Genomic DNA, 14,278 nt, shown 5'->3' on the forward strand with positions numbered 1-14,278 from the left:
CGGCGCGCTGCGCGGCGGGCGCCCGGACGCAGTCGGTGAGCTCGCCGATGTCGCGCGAGCATCAGGCGGCGGCGAGGAGACACTCTTCATCATGACTCGCCGGCCGGGGCACCGTACTAGGATCGGCCGGTGACGTCGTTCGCGGTCGTCGGGGCGGGTTTCCGGGCCGCGGCGTACTGGCGGCTCGCCGCCCGGCTCGACGGTCTGTCCTGTGTGGGCGCGGTGGTGCGCACGCCACGCCGGCTGCCGGTCCCGGCGTACGGGTCGGTGGACGAGTGTCTGGCCGGGGCGCGGCCCGACTTCCTGGTGACCGCCCTGCCGCGCACGGTCAATCCGGACGTCATCATCGCCGCCGTGCAGCGCGGGGTGCCGGTGCTCGCCGAGACGCCGCCCGCCCCCGACGCCGAGGGTCTGCGGGAGCTGTGGGCCGCCGTCGGCGAGTCGGGCCTGGTGCAGGTCGCCGAGCAGTATCTGCTCATGCCCACCCATGCGGCGCGCGCGGCGGTCGTGGACCGTGGCCTGATCGGCGTGCCGAGCCAGGTGCACGTTTCGTCGACACAGCTCTACCACGCCGTTTCGCTGATGCGGGGGCTGCTCGGCGCCGGCTGCGAGCCCGTCACCGTCCGGGCGACCCGGCACCGGGCCCCGCTGCTCGACCCGCTGAACCGGGCCGGCTGGACCGGCGCCACCGAGCCGCGCCCAGCCACCACCACCATCGCCACGCTCGACTTCGGGGCCGGCCGCCGCGGCCTCTACGACTTCACCGACAACCAGACCCGCAACCAGCTGCGCTTCCGTCGCCTGCTGGTGCGGGGCAGCCACGGCGAGCTGCGCGACGACGAGATCGTCCGGCTCGCCGGGCCGCGCGCGATCGTGCGGACGCCGCTGGTGCGGGGCCGCGGCGCGCACGATCCGGACACCGGGCCCATCACGCTGGGTGATGAGGTGCTCTTCCGCAATTCGTACGCCGGGCTGCGGTTCAACGATGACGAGATCGCCACCGCCGCGCTCCTCGAGGCCACCGCCGCATGGGTACGCGGGGACGGGCCGGAGCCGTATCCGCTGGCCGAGGGCGCTCAGGACCACCTGATCGGGCTGGCGATCGAGGAGGCGGCCGACACCGGACGTACCGTCACGACCATCACGCCGCCCTGGGACGCCGGCTGATCCGCGGTCAGTGCGGCGCGTCCTCCCGATCGGCCAGCACGCGCGCCGCCAGGTGCAGCAGCTCCTCGACCGCCGCGCCCGGGTCGGCCGGGGGAGCGGGCACCGGCTCTGGGTCCACGCAGCGGTCCAGCAGCAGCTCCACCAGGGCGGCGCGGTTCATGACGTCGCCGGCGGTCAGGGCGCCGGGCAGGATCCGGATCTCGATGGTGTCCCGGATCGGGGTGTCGGTGAGCAGCTGGGTCAGATTGACGTCGAAGAACTTGGTGAGCTTGCCGTCGGCCGCGGCCTTGCGCAGGTCGTCGTAGGAGGGCAGGCCGGCGACCGCCTCGACCAGCGGCTCCGGCAGCGGGGCCAGCCGCCGGCAGGCCGGGTTGGTCTGGAGCAGCAGCCGCAGCGGCTCGCGCCAGTGGGCGAACAACCGGACCACGTTGGCCAGGGCGTGCGGCTCCCGGAACGGCGCGCCGTCGATGTGCAGGTGCACCGCGGCCTCGCTCGGGACGGTGAAGCCCAGCTCACGGGCCGGACCGAGGAGCTCTTCCAGCGCGGCGCCGTGGTCGGCGCTCAGCGGTGGCGTGACGATCTCGCACGGGCGTTCCCGCTCACCGCCGTGCGGCGCGGCCAGGGCGATGGTGGCGCCGGAGACGTCGTCCAGCCGGTACACGTCGCCGTACCGGTGGACCTTGCTGCCCCAGAGCTGGGCGCTCGCGTCCAGAGCGGCCCCCAGCGTGCCGCCCGGGTCGCTGTGGTTCGCGAGCAGGCTCAGCAGGCGGGGGTCGTCGCTGAGGATGCGGAACCAGCCCGGTGGCGCGGGGGTGCGCGGGTCGAGGCCCGCCATCAGGGTGACGTCGTCCACCAGCGTGCACAGCGGTGAGCCGTCGGCCCGGCGTACCTCGAAGCCCTGCGTCAGGTGCAGGAACCGGCCCAGGCCCGGGACCAGGGACGGTTCGCTGTCGTGATGCCACACCGGGTGGACCCGGCCGCCGCAGCGGTCGGCCAGGTCCCGCGCGAGAGTCCGCCGGCTGTGGCCCGGCGGGGCCATCAGCTCGATCTCGAATCCCGTACGCCGGTGCAGCGTGGCGGTCACGGCTTGAAGGGCAGGGTGTCGCCGGCCAGCAGGCGCTTGCCACCTTCGACCTTGGCCGAGTACGGGTCGGCGAGCTTCCACAGCTTGGCCAGCTTGACCGCGTCGTTGTAGTCGTAGCCGGCGGCGAAGAACTTGTTCACCCGGGCCGCCTCCTTGGCCTCGGCGACGGCGCTGGGCTTGACCGGCAGCTTCTGCTTCGCCAGCAGGCGCTTGCCGCCCTCGACCTTGGCCGAGTACGGGTCGGCGAGCTTCCACAGCTTGGCCAGCTTGACCGCGTCGTCGTAGTTGAAACCGGCGGCGAAGTACGCGTCCAGCTGCTTCTGTTCCTTCGGGCTGATCTCCTCGTCCGGCGCGGGGTCGTCCGGCGTGGCCGTGATCGGCAGCTTCTCACCGGCCAGCAGCCGGCGTCCGGCCTCGGCCTTGATCGTGCCGATGTCGTCCTTCGACCGCCAGATGGCGGCCAGCTTGACCGCGTCCTCGTAGTCGTAGCCCGCGGCGAAGAAAGCGTCGTACTGCTTCTCCAGCTCGGCTCCGGACGACGGCGTGGAGGGCACGGCCGACGGGGCCATGTTCGGCATGGTGGCCGCGCCGGCGTTGACGGACTCCTGCTTGTGCTGGCCCGGCAGCAGCCCGGGCAGGCTGATCGCCCCGGCGATCAGGCTGACGCCCAGCACGGCGCCACCGGCGGCCTGCACACCCCAGCGGCGGCGCTGGTACGAGCGGGACAGCTCCTGCACCCGGCTGTAGACCGCGGCCGCGTCGGGTGCCAGATGTTCATGGGTCTCAAAGGCGTTGCGGAGCTGGTCTCCGTGCTCGGTCACGACTTCTCCTCGGCGTGGATCCTGTGCTGTCGCTCCGACGAGAGCCGGAGCGTCTTGAGCGCCCTCGAAGCGTGGCTGCGCACCGTCGCCGGTGAACAGCCGATCAGATCGGCGATGGCATCGTCGTCGAGCTGCTCGTAATAGCGCAGCACGAGCACCGCCCGTTGCTTGCGCCCGAGCGTCGCCAGGCGGTTCCACAGCTCGTCGGCCTCGACGACGTCGTGGGCGTGGTCGCGTACCCCGCCCCTCGCGTCGTCGATGTCGACCAGCCGTTCCCCCACCGCGTGCACATTGCGTGCCGCCCAGCTGCGCCGCCACGACAGATACTCGTTGAGCACCATGCGGCGGACGTAGGCCTCGGGGGAGTCGGCCACGTTGATCCGACGCCACCGGACCTGCGCTCTGGCCAGCACCTCCTGGACGACATCCTGCGCCAGGTCACGGTCGCCGGTGAGGACGACCGCGTACCGCAGCAGACTGGGAAGCCGGGCCACCGCGAACTGCTCGAAGGTCACACCCTCTAGGACGGGTGCCGGGTGGTCGGTTGTGCACTCATGATCCGAACTTTTTCCCATGATCCTGGGCTCCCCGCGCCGGCGATGAATTGGTCACGCACGGTGATGGCGGTGCACCGCGCCGCCGACTCTAGAGGTGCGCCGCACCCCTGGGGCCGAACCGCGGGAATCGCGCCTGCAACCGTCCTGCTGCCGGCCGGCTCCCGGCGTGCCGCCCGGGGGCGTCCAGACTTGGCCCATGGTCGTCATCAGCCGGTGGAGCATCACCGACAAGCCGCAGGGCCGCCTCGACACAGCCCGCGAACTCGTCGCGGTCTGGGCCGTGCATCTGCACCGGTCCTACCGGCTCATCCGCGGCGCCTGAGCCGCCCGCTCACTCTCTGATCCGGGGTCGCGGGAACAGCGTCAGCAGGCGGTCGGCGGCCTCCCGGTCTCCGCGTACGGTGACCAGCCCCGCAACCTCAGCGGCGGCCAGGGTCCCCGCACCGAAGATCAGCTCCCGGAAGACCGTCGCGCTCGTGTCGAGCACCGCGTCCGGCGCCTGGGTCACGCCTCGGGTGAGGGTGAACCGGCTCTCGCTGACCTCCGCCACCAGGACGTCGCCGTCGAGCCGCAGCTCGCAGCGGGCGTTCCAGGTGCCGGCCGCAGTCGCGTCGAAGGTCGTCCGCATCGCCAGGGCCAGCGCGTCCACGCTCAGGGGTGCGGTGGAGGCCGGCGGGGTGCGGCTGCCCCAGCGGCCGAGGGCCAGCAGAACCGGTTCGAGGTCGAGGCCGCGTTCGGTCAGCTCGTACACCTGGGCACTGGTCGGTGGACCCAGGTGCCGGCGGCGCAGCACGCCCGCCCGCCCCAGCTCGGCCAGGCGGTGGGTCAGCATGCTCTGCCCGGCACCGGGCAGCCCTCGGCGCAGCTCGCTGAACCGTTTCGGGCCCAGCAACAGCTCCCGGACCACCAGCAGGGCCCACCGGTCGCCGACGAGGTCGAGGGCGCGAGCAACTCCGCAGGGGTCGTCATAGGTCCGGGCCACGCGTTCATAGTATCGTTACCGCACTGACCGGTACGAAAACAGAACCACGATGCGGAGTGCCGATGCCGACGACCCGTTCGTACGTCCTGGTCCCCGGAGCCGGCGGCAGCGCCTGGTACTGGCACCGCCTTGTGCCCGAGCTCCGCCGGCGCGGCCACGAGGCGATCGCGGTCGACCTGCCGGCCGCCGACGACCGAGCCGGCCTGCGGGAGTACGCGGACGCCATCGTCGCTGCTGCCGGCGGCCATCGGCGCGTGGTGCTGGTAGGCCAGTCGATGGGCGGCCTCAGCGCCCCGCTGGCCTGCGACCGTCTCGACGTCGAGGAGATCGCCCTGGTCAACGCCATGATCCCGGCGCCCGGCGAGACCGGCGGCGACTGGTGGGCGGCAACCGGCCAGGAACAGGCCCGGCGCGAGCTCGACGTGCGCGAGGGCCGCGACCCGGACGCGCCGTTCGACCCTCGGGTGATGTTCTTCCACGACGTGCCGGTGGAGGTCGCCGAGGAGGGCATGGCGGCTGAGCCGGGACAGTCGGGTACGCCGTTCGGTGAGCCGTGGCCGCTTGCGGCGTGGCCGGAGGTGCCGACCCGGGTGCTCAGCGGGCAGCAGGACCGGCTTTTTCCGGTCGACTTCCAGATCCGGGTGGCCCGGGAGCGGCTGGGGATCACGCCGGAGACCATGCCGGGCGGGCACCTGGTGGCGCTCAGCCGGCCGGCGGAGCTGGCCGCCTGGCTCGCCGGGTGAGTCGACCGGGTCAGTCGGGAGCTCCCACCGGGGCGCTCTGCGCGGCCGGGCTGTCCTTGGCCTCGCCGGGAACGCCGGGGCCGCCGTCGCCCGCCCGGTGCACGTCGCCGTAGCTGAAGAGGCGTACCTGCGCCTGATGATGTTCACCTTCACTTGACCCGGAACCGCGGAGCACCTCGTCGCCGCCGGGTGGAAGCGGGGACCTCGGTCGTGCACCCCGGCCGCCCCGTACGGGAAACTGCTCGGATGCGGACCAAGCAGGAGCTCACCGAGGCAGTCAAACGGGACCGGCGGGCGGCGCTCGTCGTCAACGCCCACTCCCGGCAGGGCCTGCGGTTGTACGACGCCGCCCGTACCCGGCTGCTGGCGGCCGGGTTCACGTTGCTGGACGCGTACCCGGTGGACCGGCCCCGGGAGCTGGAGGCGACGCTCGCCGCTGTCATCGATCGCGGCCCGGACCTGCTCGTCGCCGGCGGCGGGGACGGCACCATCAGTACGGCCGCCCGGCTGCTCGCCCACCGCGACATCGCCCTGGGTCTGTTGCCGCTGGGCACCACCAACAACTTCGCCCGCACGGTCGGCGTGCCGCTGTCCCTCGACGAGGCCGTGGCGACGCTGACCGACGGCAAGGTCATCGATGTCGACCTGGGGCTCGCCGGCGGGACCGCGTTCACCAACCACGTCGGCGTGGGACTGTCGGCCGACCTGATGCTGTCGGCGCCGCGGCTGCTGAAGCGGGTGATCGGCCGGACGGCGTACCCGATCACGGCTCTGGGGTTGCTGGCCCGGCACCGTCCACTGCGGATCGTCGTGCGCGCCGGCGGGCGTGAGCACACGTTCGTGACGCATCAGCTCTACGTGGCCAACGGCGGTTTCCACGCCGGGCGGCCGATCACGGCCGACGCGCACGCCGACGACCGGCTGCTGGTGGCCTATCCGGTCGGTGGCCGCGGGCGGTGGGGTCTGCTGCGGGAGACCGCCCGCAACGCGGCGACCGGTCACCGGCGCACGCTCGACGAGGAGCCGTTCCTGGCGGTCGGCGAACTGTGGGTGGAGACCGACCGCCCGGCCCGGGTCGAGGTCGACGGCGAGCCGTCCGGCCGGACCCCGCTGCGGATCGGCCTGGACCCCAACGCGTTGCGGTTGATGGCCCCGGCCGACACGCGTGATCTCTAGGGCTGGGTCACCCCGCTCCGCCAGGACGGGTCGCGGCCGATGAAGCCCACCAGCCGGGTCTGGACGTCCGCGTCGGCGGGCACCTCGACCCGGGCGCCGTACTGGCCGGAGGAGCGCAGGACCTCTTCCATCTGCTCCATCCCGGCGAGCAGGCCGGCGCAGAAGGCCGGGTCCAGCCGGTCGTCCTGACCCGTGGCCCGGGACAGATCCCAGGTGTGCATGAATACGTCCGAGGTGTAGAACTGGTCGATCGCGTTGGCCAGCGGCAGGTTCCCGATGTGCGGGTTGCTGAGCTCCCGCTGCGCGGTCGCCGGATCGTCGAGCACCGCCTGCACGCCGTCGCTGTGCACCTGCCACGCGCGGACCGGGTCGTCGTCCACCGACGGGCCGCGGGGCAGGTCGATGCCGGCGCCGGCGGCGAGGAAGCCGGGGAACCAGTCGGTCAGGTGCCGCACGACGTCGCGGGCGGTCCAGCCCTCCACCGGGGCCGGCACGTCCCAGGACCGGGTGCCGCGGACGCGGTCGGTGAAGAGCCCGGCGATCTGCCGGTGCCGCTCGGCGGGGATCTCAGACAGCGCCATCGTGGATCATCCTTTCCAGCTTTGCGTAACCCTGATTGAGGCCGACCTCCATGCCGCTGCGCAGCCACGCGTCGCGGGCCTCGAAGCTGTCGACCAGCGACTGGGTGCGCAGCCGCGTGCGGCCGCCGCCCAGGTCCTCGAACCACATCGTCCCCAGCGACACCCCGTCCGGCTCGCCGTCGTAGGTGAAGGTCTGCACGATGCGGTCCACCCGAACCTCGTGGAAGCAGCCGTGGAAGCCGAACTCCGTGCCGTCGCGCACCGAGACGTAGCGCCAGCTGCCGCCGCTGGTGGCGTCCCAGTGCTCGATCCGGGTGGTCATGCCGTCGGGGCCCACCCACCGGGCGAACAGCACGGGATCAGTGTGCGCGCGGAAGAGCTGTTCAGGTGTGGCTTCGAAGTCACGACTCAGCCGGATCACCGGCACCTTCGGGTCGGCCTCGATCGAGGTCTCCGTGATCGTGGTCATGCTCGTCTCCTTTCATCGCCGCCAGCACGGCGTCGAGGCGGCGGTAACGCTGCTCGGCGCGGGTCCGGTAGCGCTCGATCCAGGCGTCCATCAGGTCGAAGACCTCGGCCTCGAGCCGCACCGGCCGCGGCTGCGGCCCGGGTGGCCGGCTGACCAGCCCGGCGTCCTCGAGCACCCGCAGGTGCTTGTAGACCGCCTGCAGCGTCATCCGGTACGGCTCGGCCAGCCGGCTCACGGTCGCGTCGCCCTCGGCGAGCCGGGCCACCATGTCGCGGCGGGTCGGATCGGCGAGGGCGGCGAACACCCGGGTCAGCGTGTCTGTGGTCACGGCCCCTGGCTTTCTGTGTCATGGCCCTGGTTTCAACTCATCGGTTGAAAGGACCGTAGACCGCCGCCGGGCCGCACGTCAACCGATCAGTTGAAAGTCCAGCCCGTCGTGCGCCGGTCCGGGGTCGCGGGAATGATCGGGGGATGACGATCATCGAGACGCGGGGAGTGGACGCCCTGCTGACCCGGGCCCGCGCCGGCCTGCGCCGGCTCGACCCGCACCAGACCCTCGCGGCGGTCGCCGCCGGCGCTCTGCTCATCGACACCCGCACCGAGAGCCAGCGCCGGGTGCAGGGCGAGCTGCCCGGGGCGCTGGTGATCGACCGTACGGTGCTGGAATGGCGCCTGGATCCGGCGTCGCCGGACCGGATCCCCGAGGCGACCGGGTACGACCGGCACGTCGTCGTGGTCTGCCGGCAGGGCTACAGCTCCAGTCTGGCCGCGGCCGGTCTGCAGGCGGTGGGCCTGCGCCGGGCCACGGATCTGATCGGCGGGGTGGATGCGTGGCTGGCCGCCGGTCTGCCGATGACCGACGGCCCCGCCGACGTCCGTCTCTGAGTGGCGCCGCCGTCCCGCATCACCGGCAGATCGCCGGACCGATGCTCGCCGCGGCGGAACAGGCGCCACGTCCTGCGTCACCCGGCAGGTCGCCGGGCCGACGCTCGCCGCGGCGGATTAAGGCGCGCCGGCCTCAGATCCGGGCGCCCAGGTCGGCTCCGTTGGCCGGGCGTAGGAAGGAGGAGGTCGCGATCGCGCCGGTGGCCGTCCGCGGCCCGGTGATCACCGAGCTGTCGGTGCTGGCCAGCGCCGGGACCGAGCTCAGGTTCCACGAGTTGCCGCTGCCGGTCGAGCGGCCCAGCGCCACCGCGGTGCCGTTGCGGACGGACAGGTTCGCGGTGAGCCGGGAGGTGCTGGAGTCCACGTCGAAGCCGGTCTTCGGGTTCGCGTACGCGGTGTTGTGGTCGAACACCAGCGTCCCCGGGTTGCCGTTGTCGGTGAAACCGTGCGCGGCGTTGCTGAACGCCATGCTGTTGCGGATCACGTGGTTGGCGGCCGGGTCGGGGTCGCCGCCACCCATCTTGAAGCCGTTGCCGTCGCCGGCGAAGTTCGGGAAGTTCCACCGGTTGAACCCGTTGCCGTACGCGATGCTGCCCTCGACCGTGATGGGTGAGGTGAACATCCAGGCGTCGAATCCGTCGTCGACGTTGTTCCACAGCCGGGCGCCGCGCACCACGTTGCCGGTGCCGCTGCCCTCCTTGATCGCCAGGCCGTCCGCGCTCTCGCCGTTCTTGCGCGGGTCCCGGTTGAGGTAGCTGTCCAGGTTGAGCACCAGGTTGCCGCTCGACGCGCCCTGGATCTGCAGACCGGACTCGTAGTTGTCGTGCGTCGACAGGCGTTCGAAGACGTTGCCGTTGCACCCGTCGCAGTAGAGCCCGTACGGGCCGTTGACCAGTTCGAGGCCGACCAGGCGCCAGTACGAGGCCTCCATGCGCACGGCGCCGCGCTGGGCCCGGGGGACGCTGCCGCCGACCGGGGCGGGCGTGTTGGGCAGGGCTTCGCCGTCGATGACGACGCGTTCGGTGCCGTACCGGGTCAGCGTGATCGGCAGGCTCGCGGTGCCGCTGCGGGTGATCTGGATGTTGGTGGTCAGGGCGTAGGTGCCGCCGCGCACCGAGATGACGGTGCCGGGCTGGGCCAGGTCGACGGCCCGCTGGATGGTGCGCAACGGGCGGGCCTGGTCGCCGGCGTTGCTGTCGTTGCCGGTGGTGGCCACGAACAGGGGAGCCGGTGCGGCGGCGGTCGCGGGGGCCGACGGGCCGAGGGTGACGCCGGTGGCGGCGAGGGCGACGACGGCCGCGATCGCGGCGGTGCTGCGGGCATGCATGAGGAACCTCCGGAGGTGAGGAAAGGCGCGGCGACGGGCGGGATCCGCCACCGCGTGCTGCCCTGGAACGCGGTCGGACCCCGGGAAGCGCCCGGCTCTGGTAAGCGCTTTCCTGGCGAGGCTAGCCATGGCCGGATCGACTGTCAACGATGGCCGGGCCGGCTGCCTCAGGAGCTCTCCGCCACCGCGCAGAACTCGTTGCCCTCCGGATCGGTCAGCACCCAGTGGCCGCTCTCGTCGTCCGGGGCGCGCACCACGCCCGCGCCCAGCGCCAGCAGGTCGTCCGGGTCTCGGTCGCGCAGCACCACGTGCCAGTGCAGCCGGTTCGCGCCGTCGCGGGCCTCCGGCACTGGATCGAAGACGAAGAAGTCCCACGGGAAGTCGGGGGCGGCCCGGACCACCGCCGCCTCGCCCTCGGCCGCCACCTCACCGCCCAGCACCGCACCCCACCAGCGGGCCTGGGCCCGGGCGTCGCGGCACTTCACGACGAGCTCGAAGATGCCCGGGGGCCGGTCGTCCACCGCCGGGAAGGCGCAGAACTCGTTGCCCTCCGGGTCGGCCAGCACGTACCAGGGGTCGGTGCCCGGGTGGCGCAGCAGCCGGCCGCCCGCCGCGACGATGTGGCCGACGTCCGCTCCGGGCAGCCGGACGTCCAGGTGCACCCGGCTCTGCTCGGTCGCGAGCCGCCGCACCCGGCGCACCCGGACGATCTCGTTGCGGGGCCGGCCCGGCCCCGGGTCGATGCGGAACGCCGCGGGGCCGTCCTCGCGCACCGGCTCGCCGAGCACCGTGGCCCAGAATCGCGCGATGGCCGGCGGGTCCAGCGCCTGCAGGCTCAGGCCGTCGAACTGGGCCGGCGGCAGCACGTACCGGGCGAGGTCGTCGGTCAGGGTCGGTCGAGACATCGTTCCTGATTACCTGTACGCGACGGCGATCGTCAATGTCGCGGGGAGCATGTCCAGCTAACGGGTGGCGTGCGCCCCATCCGCTCAGCTCGACCCCGGCGTGACCGATGAGGTGCCGAAGAGGTTCCGGGGTCGTGGGCACGGGAAACGGTGAGCGGGATGAGCTCTGGGCAGGTCCGCCCAGGAGTCGGCACGAGCGGCGGCACGCCTGACCGGGTGCTGCGCGCGACGGTCGGTGCCGCCGTGGCCTGGATGGTGCTCTACACCGTGGCGACCGCGCTCTGCCAGGGCTCGCCGCGCGCGGCACTGTTCCTGGGCGACATCGTCTACCTCGTGCCGCTGGCCGCCGCTGTGCTGGTGGCCGGGGTCGCGGCCCGCCGCGAGCGGGGACGGCACCGCAGGCTGTGGCAACTGCTCGCCGTGGCGTTCGCTGCCCAGCTCGCCGGCGAGAGCGTCTGGGCCGGCTACGACTATCTGACCGCCGACGGCCCGCCGGCGCCGTCGGTCGCCGACATCGGCTTCCTGCTCTCCTCGACGCTGATGGTGGTGGCGGTGCTGGTCGGCTTCGGCGGGGCGAGCCGGCTGCGGCACCTGCGCGGGCTGCTGGACAGCACACTGATCATGGTGAGCCTGGCCGCGCTGGGCTGGCACATGCTGATCCGGCCGCAGCTGACCGAGGCAGTGGTCTTCGCCGACCTCGTCAACATCGCCTATCCGCTGTTGGACGTGGTGTTGCTGGCCTGCCTGGGCATCGTCGGCATGGCCGGGCACAAGTCGGTGCCGATGACGGTCCGGCTCGTCGGTGCCGCCGGAGCCGTGAACGCCGTCAGCGACATGGTCTACACCTACCTGGCCACCTTCAGCGACTACGACAGCGGCAGCTGGGTGGACGTCGGCTTCGAGGCGGCGACGGTGCTGTGCCTGCTGGCCGCGGTGGTCGCCGTCCGCCGCCCGGAACCGCCGGCCGAGCCGCGGTCCTTCGACCGGGGCATGCCGCTCATGCCGATCCTGATCTCGGTCACCGCCACCTCGGCGCTTGTGGTGTTCGACAAGGTGGGTACCGGAACCGTCAGCGATCTGAGCCTGATCGTCATCGGTGTCCTGTTCCTCACGGTCATGTTGCGCCAGTACCTGTTCGCGGCCGACCGGGCCGGTCTCGCGGAGCAGCTGGCCCTGGCCGTGACCGAGCAGCAGCGGCTTGCTGTGACCGACGGCCTCACCGGCCTCTACAACCGGCGGCATCTGATGACGATGGTGGAGCGGCTGGGCGCCGCGCCCGCCGGGCGCCCGGTCAGCCTGATGGTCGTCGACCTCGACCACTTCAAGCTGGTCAACGACACCCACGGGCACCTGGCCGGTGACGCGGTCCTGCAGGCGGCCGCCGCCCGGATCACCGCGACCGCCCGGTCGAGTGACGTGGTGGCCCGCTACGGCGGCGAGGAGTTCGTCCTGCTGCTGGCCGACACCGACGGGGCGGAGGCCGAGCGGCTCGCCGAACGGGTACGGCAGCGGATGCGGGAGACGCCGGTCGTCATCGGCGGTGCCGCCATCGCGCTGACCGCCTCGATCGGGGTGGCCAGCTCAACCGACGGGAGCGTCCAGCACCTGATGGAGGCGGCCGACCGCGCGCTCTACCGCGCCAAGGCGCAGGGGCGGGACCGGGTGTCGACCGTCGCCGCGCCGGTACGCGAGTCCGTCGCCGTCCCCGGACCGGCCGGCTGACCGGCGCACACTTCGGCCGGCACCGAACCGTCCCGGCCGTACCGTTCGGCCGTGCAGCAGATCACCGGCCGCGAGGCCGCCGCCGTCCTGCGGGACCCCCGCTTCGTCGTGCCGCCGGTGCCGCCCGGCGCGACCGGAATCGCCTGGCTCCGGGCCAGTGTCGGTCGCTTCAGCACGGGTGTGGCCCATGACCGCCGCCGCGCTCTCGCCGTAGCCGTCCTCGCCGCCGCGCCGCCCGCGACGCTGCCCGCGGGCGGTGATGGACACCCGGTGACCGTGCTGGCCCGCGCCCTGGGCATCACCGAGCCGGTGACGGACCTGGTGCGGGCCGTGGCCCAGGCCTACCAGCCGGGCACCGGCGACGAGAGCCGGGCCGACGCGGCGGTCGACCGGCTGGTGACAATCCTCGGCGGGGGATACGACGAACCGACCGCGGCCCTGATCGGCGTGCTGACCCAGGCGTGCGACGCGACCGCGACGCTGATCGAGCGGGCCCGGCACCGGCCGGTCGACGAGGTGCTGCACGACGACCCGCCGGTCCGGGTGACCCGGCGTCAGGCCCTCGTGGCGACCACGGTCGGCGGCGTGCCGGTGCAGGCGGGGGAGGTCGTGCTGGTCGGTCTGGCCGGGGGACCGGCCTTCGGTGCCGGTCCGCGCCGCTGCCCGGGCCGGGAGCACGCCCTGACCCTCGTCGCCGGAGCCCTCGCGAGGGATTCACCGACCGTTCACGAAGGAACGCCGGACACCGCCCCCGGAACCGGCACAGACTGACCGGATGATTGTCCTCGAGATAGCGGGGCTGCTCATCCTGGCCACCGCCACCTGGCTGGTCCTGAACAGGCCGCAGTCCGGCTCCGGCGTCCTGCACCACCGCCTGACCACGACGATGCTGGCGGCCGGCGGCGCGGTGCTGGCGGGCAGTCTCGTCGCCGGGGTGGTGCTGGCGTTCTGACCCGCGGCGTTTGAAGGTGATCGTCGCGGAAACAATGCGGCGATGCCGGGATGGTTGCAAGCGGGTGGATGGGGACTGCTGGCGGGCTCGGCGCTGCTCGTCGGCGCCGCGGTCGGCTACCTGGCGCGGATCCCGCAGAAGATCATCGCCTCGATCATGGCCTTCGGCGCCGGGGTGCTGCTGTCGGCCGTGTCGTTCGAGCTGGTCGCCGAGGCCTACGCGAGCGGCGGGCTGCTGCCGACCGCGCTGGGCGCGATCGCCGGTGCCGTGCTCTACACCGGAGCCAACATCCTGCTGGCCCGGCGCGGCGCCCGGCACCGCAAACGCTCCGGCGATCAGCAGCCCTCCGAGCAGGACCAGGGCGGATCCGGTACGGCGCTGGCCCTCGGCGCCCTGCTCGACGGCGTACCGGAATCGATCGTCATCGGCACCAGCCTGCTCGGCGGCGGCGCGGTGAGCGTGGCCACCGTGGCGGCGGTGTTCATCAGCAACGTGCCCGAGGGCCTGTCCAGCGCCGCCGGGATGCGCCGGGCCGGCCGCTCCCGCACGTACGTCTTCGGGCTGTGGGCCGGGATCGCGGTGATCAGCGGTCTCGCCGCGCTGGCCGGCTACACCCTGCTGGGCGGCGTGGCACCGGGCATCCTGGCCGCCATCACCGCGCTCGCGGCCGGCGCCATCCTCACCATGATCGCCGACACGATGATCCCCGAGGCCTTCGAGAAGACCCACCTGGCCATCGGCCTGATCACCCTGCTCGGCTTCCTGACCGCCTTCGCCCTGTCCCGCGCCGGCTGAGCACCGCGGGCGCTCACTGCGGCCGCCGGGCGTGGCCCCGGTCGCGGGGCCCGCATTCTGGATCGTGGCGCGGTCGCGGTCGGTGCGTTCGGCCAGCGGCCGTACCGCCGCG

18 protein-coding genes are annotated in these 14,278 nt (G+C 72.9%); 9 read left to right on the forward strand and 9 right to left on the reverse strand.

The annotated features are described in order from the left end of the window. The first annotated feature begins 129 nt into the window (after positions 1-129). Complete coding sequence (locus AB0C29_RS11430) at positions 130-1,167, forward strand: Gfo/Idh/MocA family oxidoreductase (protein ID WP_360818621.1); 1,038 nt, start codon at positions 130-132, stop codon at positions 1,165-1,167. Between the two features lie 7 nt (positions 1,168-1,174). Here the strand turns inward: AB0C29_RS11430 and AB0C29_RS11435 are convergent, their stop codons facing one another. Genes AB0C29_RS11435 through AB0C29_RS11445 form a run of 3 tightly spaced genes read right to left on the reverse strand, consistent with a single transcriptional unit; the run spans position 1,175 to position 3,587 of the window. After that, entirely contained in the window at positions 1,175-2,251 is a 1,077-nt protein-coding gene (locus AB0C29_RS11435) for an amidoligase family protein (RefSeq protein WP_360818624.1), read from the reverse strand. After that, entirely contained in the window at positions 2,248-3,072 is an 825-nt protein-coding gene (locus AB0C29_RS11440; protein WP_360818627.1) for a hypothetical protein, read from the reverse strand. The genes AB0C29_RS11435 and AB0C29_RS11440 overlap by 4 nt, the downstream gene beginning before the upstream one ends. Beyond that, complete coding sequence (locus AB0C29_RS11445; protein WP_360553526.1) at positions 3,069-3,587, reverse strand: SigE family RNA polymerase sigma factor; 519 nt, start codon at positions 3,585-3,587, stop codon at positions 3,069-3,071. Before AB0C29_RS11445 ends, AB0C29_RS11440 begins: the two co-directional genes overlap by 4 nt. A 238-nt stretch (positions 3,588-3,825) precedes the next feature. Between AB0C29_RS11445 and AB0C29_RS11450 the strand changes: the two genes are divergently transcribed. Continuing rightward, entirely contained in the window at positions 3,826-3,951 is a 126-nt protein-coding gene (locus AB0C29_RS11450; RefSeq protein ID WP_360553525.1) for a hypothetical protein, read from the forward strand. Positions 3,952-3,960: 9 nt separating this feature from the next. On the opposite strand, the gene AB0C29_RS11455 is transcribed toward AB0C29_RS11450, so the two are convergent. Then, on the reverse strand, positions 3,961-4,611 hold the full coding sequence (locus AB0C29_RS11455; protein WP_360818630.1) for a winged helix-turn-helix transcriptional regulator: 651 nt from the start codon (positions 4,609-4,611) through the stop codon (positions 3,961-3,963). A 62-nt stretch (positions 4,612-4,673) separates the two neighbouring features. On the opposite strand from AB0C29_RS11455, the gene AB0C29_RS11460 reads away from it, so the two are divergent. Next, positions 4,674-5,354, forward strand: a complete 681-nt coding sequence (locus AB0C29_RS11460) for an alpha/beta hydrolase (RefSeq protein ID WP_360818633.1) — start codon at positions 4,674-4,676, stop codon at positions 5,352-5,354. Between the two features lie 246 nt (positions 5,355-5,600). Further along, positions 5,601-6,530, forward strand: a complete 930-nt coding sequence (locus tag AB0C29_RS11465; RefSeq protein WP_360818636.1) for a diacylglycerol kinase family protein — start codon at positions 5,601-5,603, stop codon at positions 6,528-6,530. On the opposite strand, the gene AB0C29_RS11470 is transcribed toward AB0C29_RS11465, so the two are convergent. Genes AB0C29_RS11470 through AB0C29_RS11480 form a run of 3 tightly spaced genes read right to left on the reverse strand, consistent with a single transcriptional unit; the run spans position 6,527 to position 7,908 of the window. Then, positions 6,527-7,111 carry a TIGR03086 family metal-binding protein gene (locus AB0C29_RS11470; RefSeq protein WP_360818639.1) on the reverse strand — a complete coding sequence of 195 codons (585 nt, stop codon included), beginning with the start codon at positions 7,109-7,111 and terminating at the stop codon, positions 6,527-6,529. The two genes, AB0C29_RS11465 and AB0C29_RS11470, sit on opposite strands and share 4 nt — an antisense overlap. Further along, the gene (locus AB0C29_RS11475) at positions 7,098-7,580 is read right to left on the reverse strand and encodes an SRPBCC family protein (RefSeq protein ID WP_360818642.1); all 483 of its coding nucleotides are present in this window, start codon (positions 7,578-7,580) and stop codon (positions 7,098-7,100) included. The genes AB0C29_RS11470 and AB0C29_RS11475 overlap by 14 nt, the downstream gene beginning before the upstream one ends. Then, positions 7,513-7,908: a metalloregulator ArsR/SmtB family transcription factor gene (locus tag AB0C29_RS11480; protein ID WP_360818645.1), complete on the reverse strand. Its 396-nt coding sequence runs from the start codon at positions 7,906-7,908 to the stop codon at positions 7,513-7,515. Before AB0C29_RS11480 ends, AB0C29_RS11475 begins: the two co-directional genes overlap by 68 nt. 143 nt (positions 7,909-8,051) lie before the next feature. Here AB0C29_RS11480 and AB0C29_RS11485 point away from each other — a divergent pair, with 143 nt between their 5' ends. After that, positions 8,052-8,465: a rhodanese-like domain-containing protein gene (locus AB0C29_RS11485; RefSeq protein WP_360818648.1), complete on the forward strand. Its 414-nt coding sequence runs from the start codon at positions 8,052-8,054 to the stop codon at positions 8,463-8,465. A gap of 133 nt (positions 8,466-8,598) precedes the next feature. Here AB0C29_RS11485 and AB0C29_RS11490 read toward each other — a convergent pair whose 3' ends face one another. Both AB0C29_RS11490 and AB0C29_RS11495 read right to left on the reverse strand, forming a co-directional pair. Beyond that, on the reverse strand, positions 8,599-9,792 hold the full coding sequence (locus AB0C29_RS11490) for a right-handed parallel beta-helix repeat-containing protein (RefSeq protein WP_360818651.1): 1,194 nt from the start codon (positions 9,790-9,792) through the stop codon (positions 8,599-8,601). A 167-nt stretch (positions 9,793-9,959) separates the two neighbouring features. Further along, positions 9,960-10,697 (reverse strand): VOC family protein, encoded by a 738-nt coding sequence (locus AB0C29_RS11495; protein ID WP_360818654.1) that lies wholly within the window; start codon positions 10,695-10,697, stop codon positions 9,960-9,962. Positions 10,698-10,856: 159 nt separating this feature from the next. On the opposite strand from AB0C29_RS11495, the gene AB0C29_RS11500 reads away from it, so the two are divergent. From AB0C29_RS11500 to AB0C29_RS11515, 4 genes are read left to right on the forward strand one after another with little or no spacing between them, the layout of a single operon-like run. Next, a complete protein-coding gene (locus AB0C29_RS11500) occupies positions 10,857-12,419 on the forward strand; it encodes a GGDEF domain-containing protein (protein WP_360818657.1) in 1,563 nt (520 codons plus the stop codon). Positions 12,420-12,470: 51 nt separating this feature from the next. Then, positions 12,471-13,190 (forward strand): hypothetical protein, encoded by a 720-nt coding sequence (locus tag AB0C29_RS11505; RefSeq protein WP_360818659.1) that lies wholly within the window; start codon positions 12,471-12,473, stop codon positions 13,188-13,190. Between the two features lie 4 nt (positions 13,191-13,194). After that, positions 13,195-13,371, forward strand: coding sequence for a hypothetical protein (locus tag AB0C29_RS11510; RefSeq protein WP_360818661.1), 177 nt, complete (start codon positions 13,195-13,197; stop codon positions 13,369-13,371). A 42-nt stretch (positions 13,372-13,413) separates the two neighbouring features. Continuing rightward, entirely contained in the window at positions 13,414-14,166 is a 753-nt protein-coding gene (locus AB0C29_RS11515) for a ZIP family zinc transporter (RefSeq protein ID WP_360818664.1), read from the forward strand. Positions 14,167-14,278 lie beyond the last annotated feature (112 nt).

This window comes from Actinoplanes sp. NPDC048791 (assembly GCF_040650095.1).
Lineage (GTDB): Bacteria > Actinomycetota > Actinomycetes > Mycobacteriales > Micromonosporaceae > Actinoplanes.

What these genes read in the sequence shown, in the direction of transcription:
- AB0C29_RS11450 (WP_360553525.1), top strand. Translation starts at nt 3,826, where the DNA reads ATGGTCGTCATCAGCCGGTGGAGCATCACCGACAAGCCGCAGGGCCGC.
- AB0C29_RS11460 (WP_360818633.1), top strand. Translation starts at nt 4,674, where the DNA reads ATGCCGACGACCCGTTCGTACGTCCTGGTCCCCGGAGCCGGCGGCAGC.
- AB0C29_RS11465 (WP_360818636.1), top strand. Translation starts at nt 5,601, where the DNA reads ATGCGGACCAAGCAGGAGCTCACCGAGGCAGTCAAACGGGACCGGCGG.
- AB0C29_RS11470 (WP_360818639.1), bottom strand. Translation starts at nt 7,111, where the DNA reads ATGGCGCTGTCTGAGATCCCCGCCGAGCGGCACCGGCAGATCGCCGGG.
- AB0C29_RS11475 (WP_360818642.1), bottom strand. Translation starts at nt 7,580, where the DNA reads ATGACCACGATCACGGAGACCTCGATCGAGGCCGACCCGAAGGTGCCG.
- AB0C29_RS11485 (WP_360818648.1), top strand. Translation starts at nt 8,052, where the DNA reads ATGACGATCATCGAGACGCGGGGAGTGGACGCCCTGCTGACCCGGGCC.
- AB0C29_RS11490 (WP_360818651.1), bottom strand. Translation starts at nt 9,792, where the DNA reads ATGCATGCCCGCAGCACCGCCGCGATCGCGGCCGTCGTCGCCCTCGCC.
- AB0C29_RS11495 (WP_360818654.1), bottom strand. Translation starts at nt 10,697, where the DNA reads ATGTCTCGACCGACCCTGACCGACGACCTCGCCCGGTACGTGCTGCCG.
- AB0C29_RS11500 (WP_360818657.1), top strand. Translation starts at nt 10,857, where the DNA reads ATGAGCTCTGGGCAGGTCCGCCCAGGAGTCGGCACGAGCGGCGGCACG.
- AB0C29_RS11510 (WP_360818661.1), top strand. Translation starts at nt 13,195, where the DNA reads ATGATTGTCCTCGAGATAGCGGGGCTGCTCATCCTGGCCACCGCCACC.
- AB0C29_RS11515 (WP_360818664.1), top strand. Translation starts at nt 13,414, where the DNA reads ATGCCGGGATGGTTGCAAGCGGGTGGATGGGGACTGCTGGCGGGCTCG.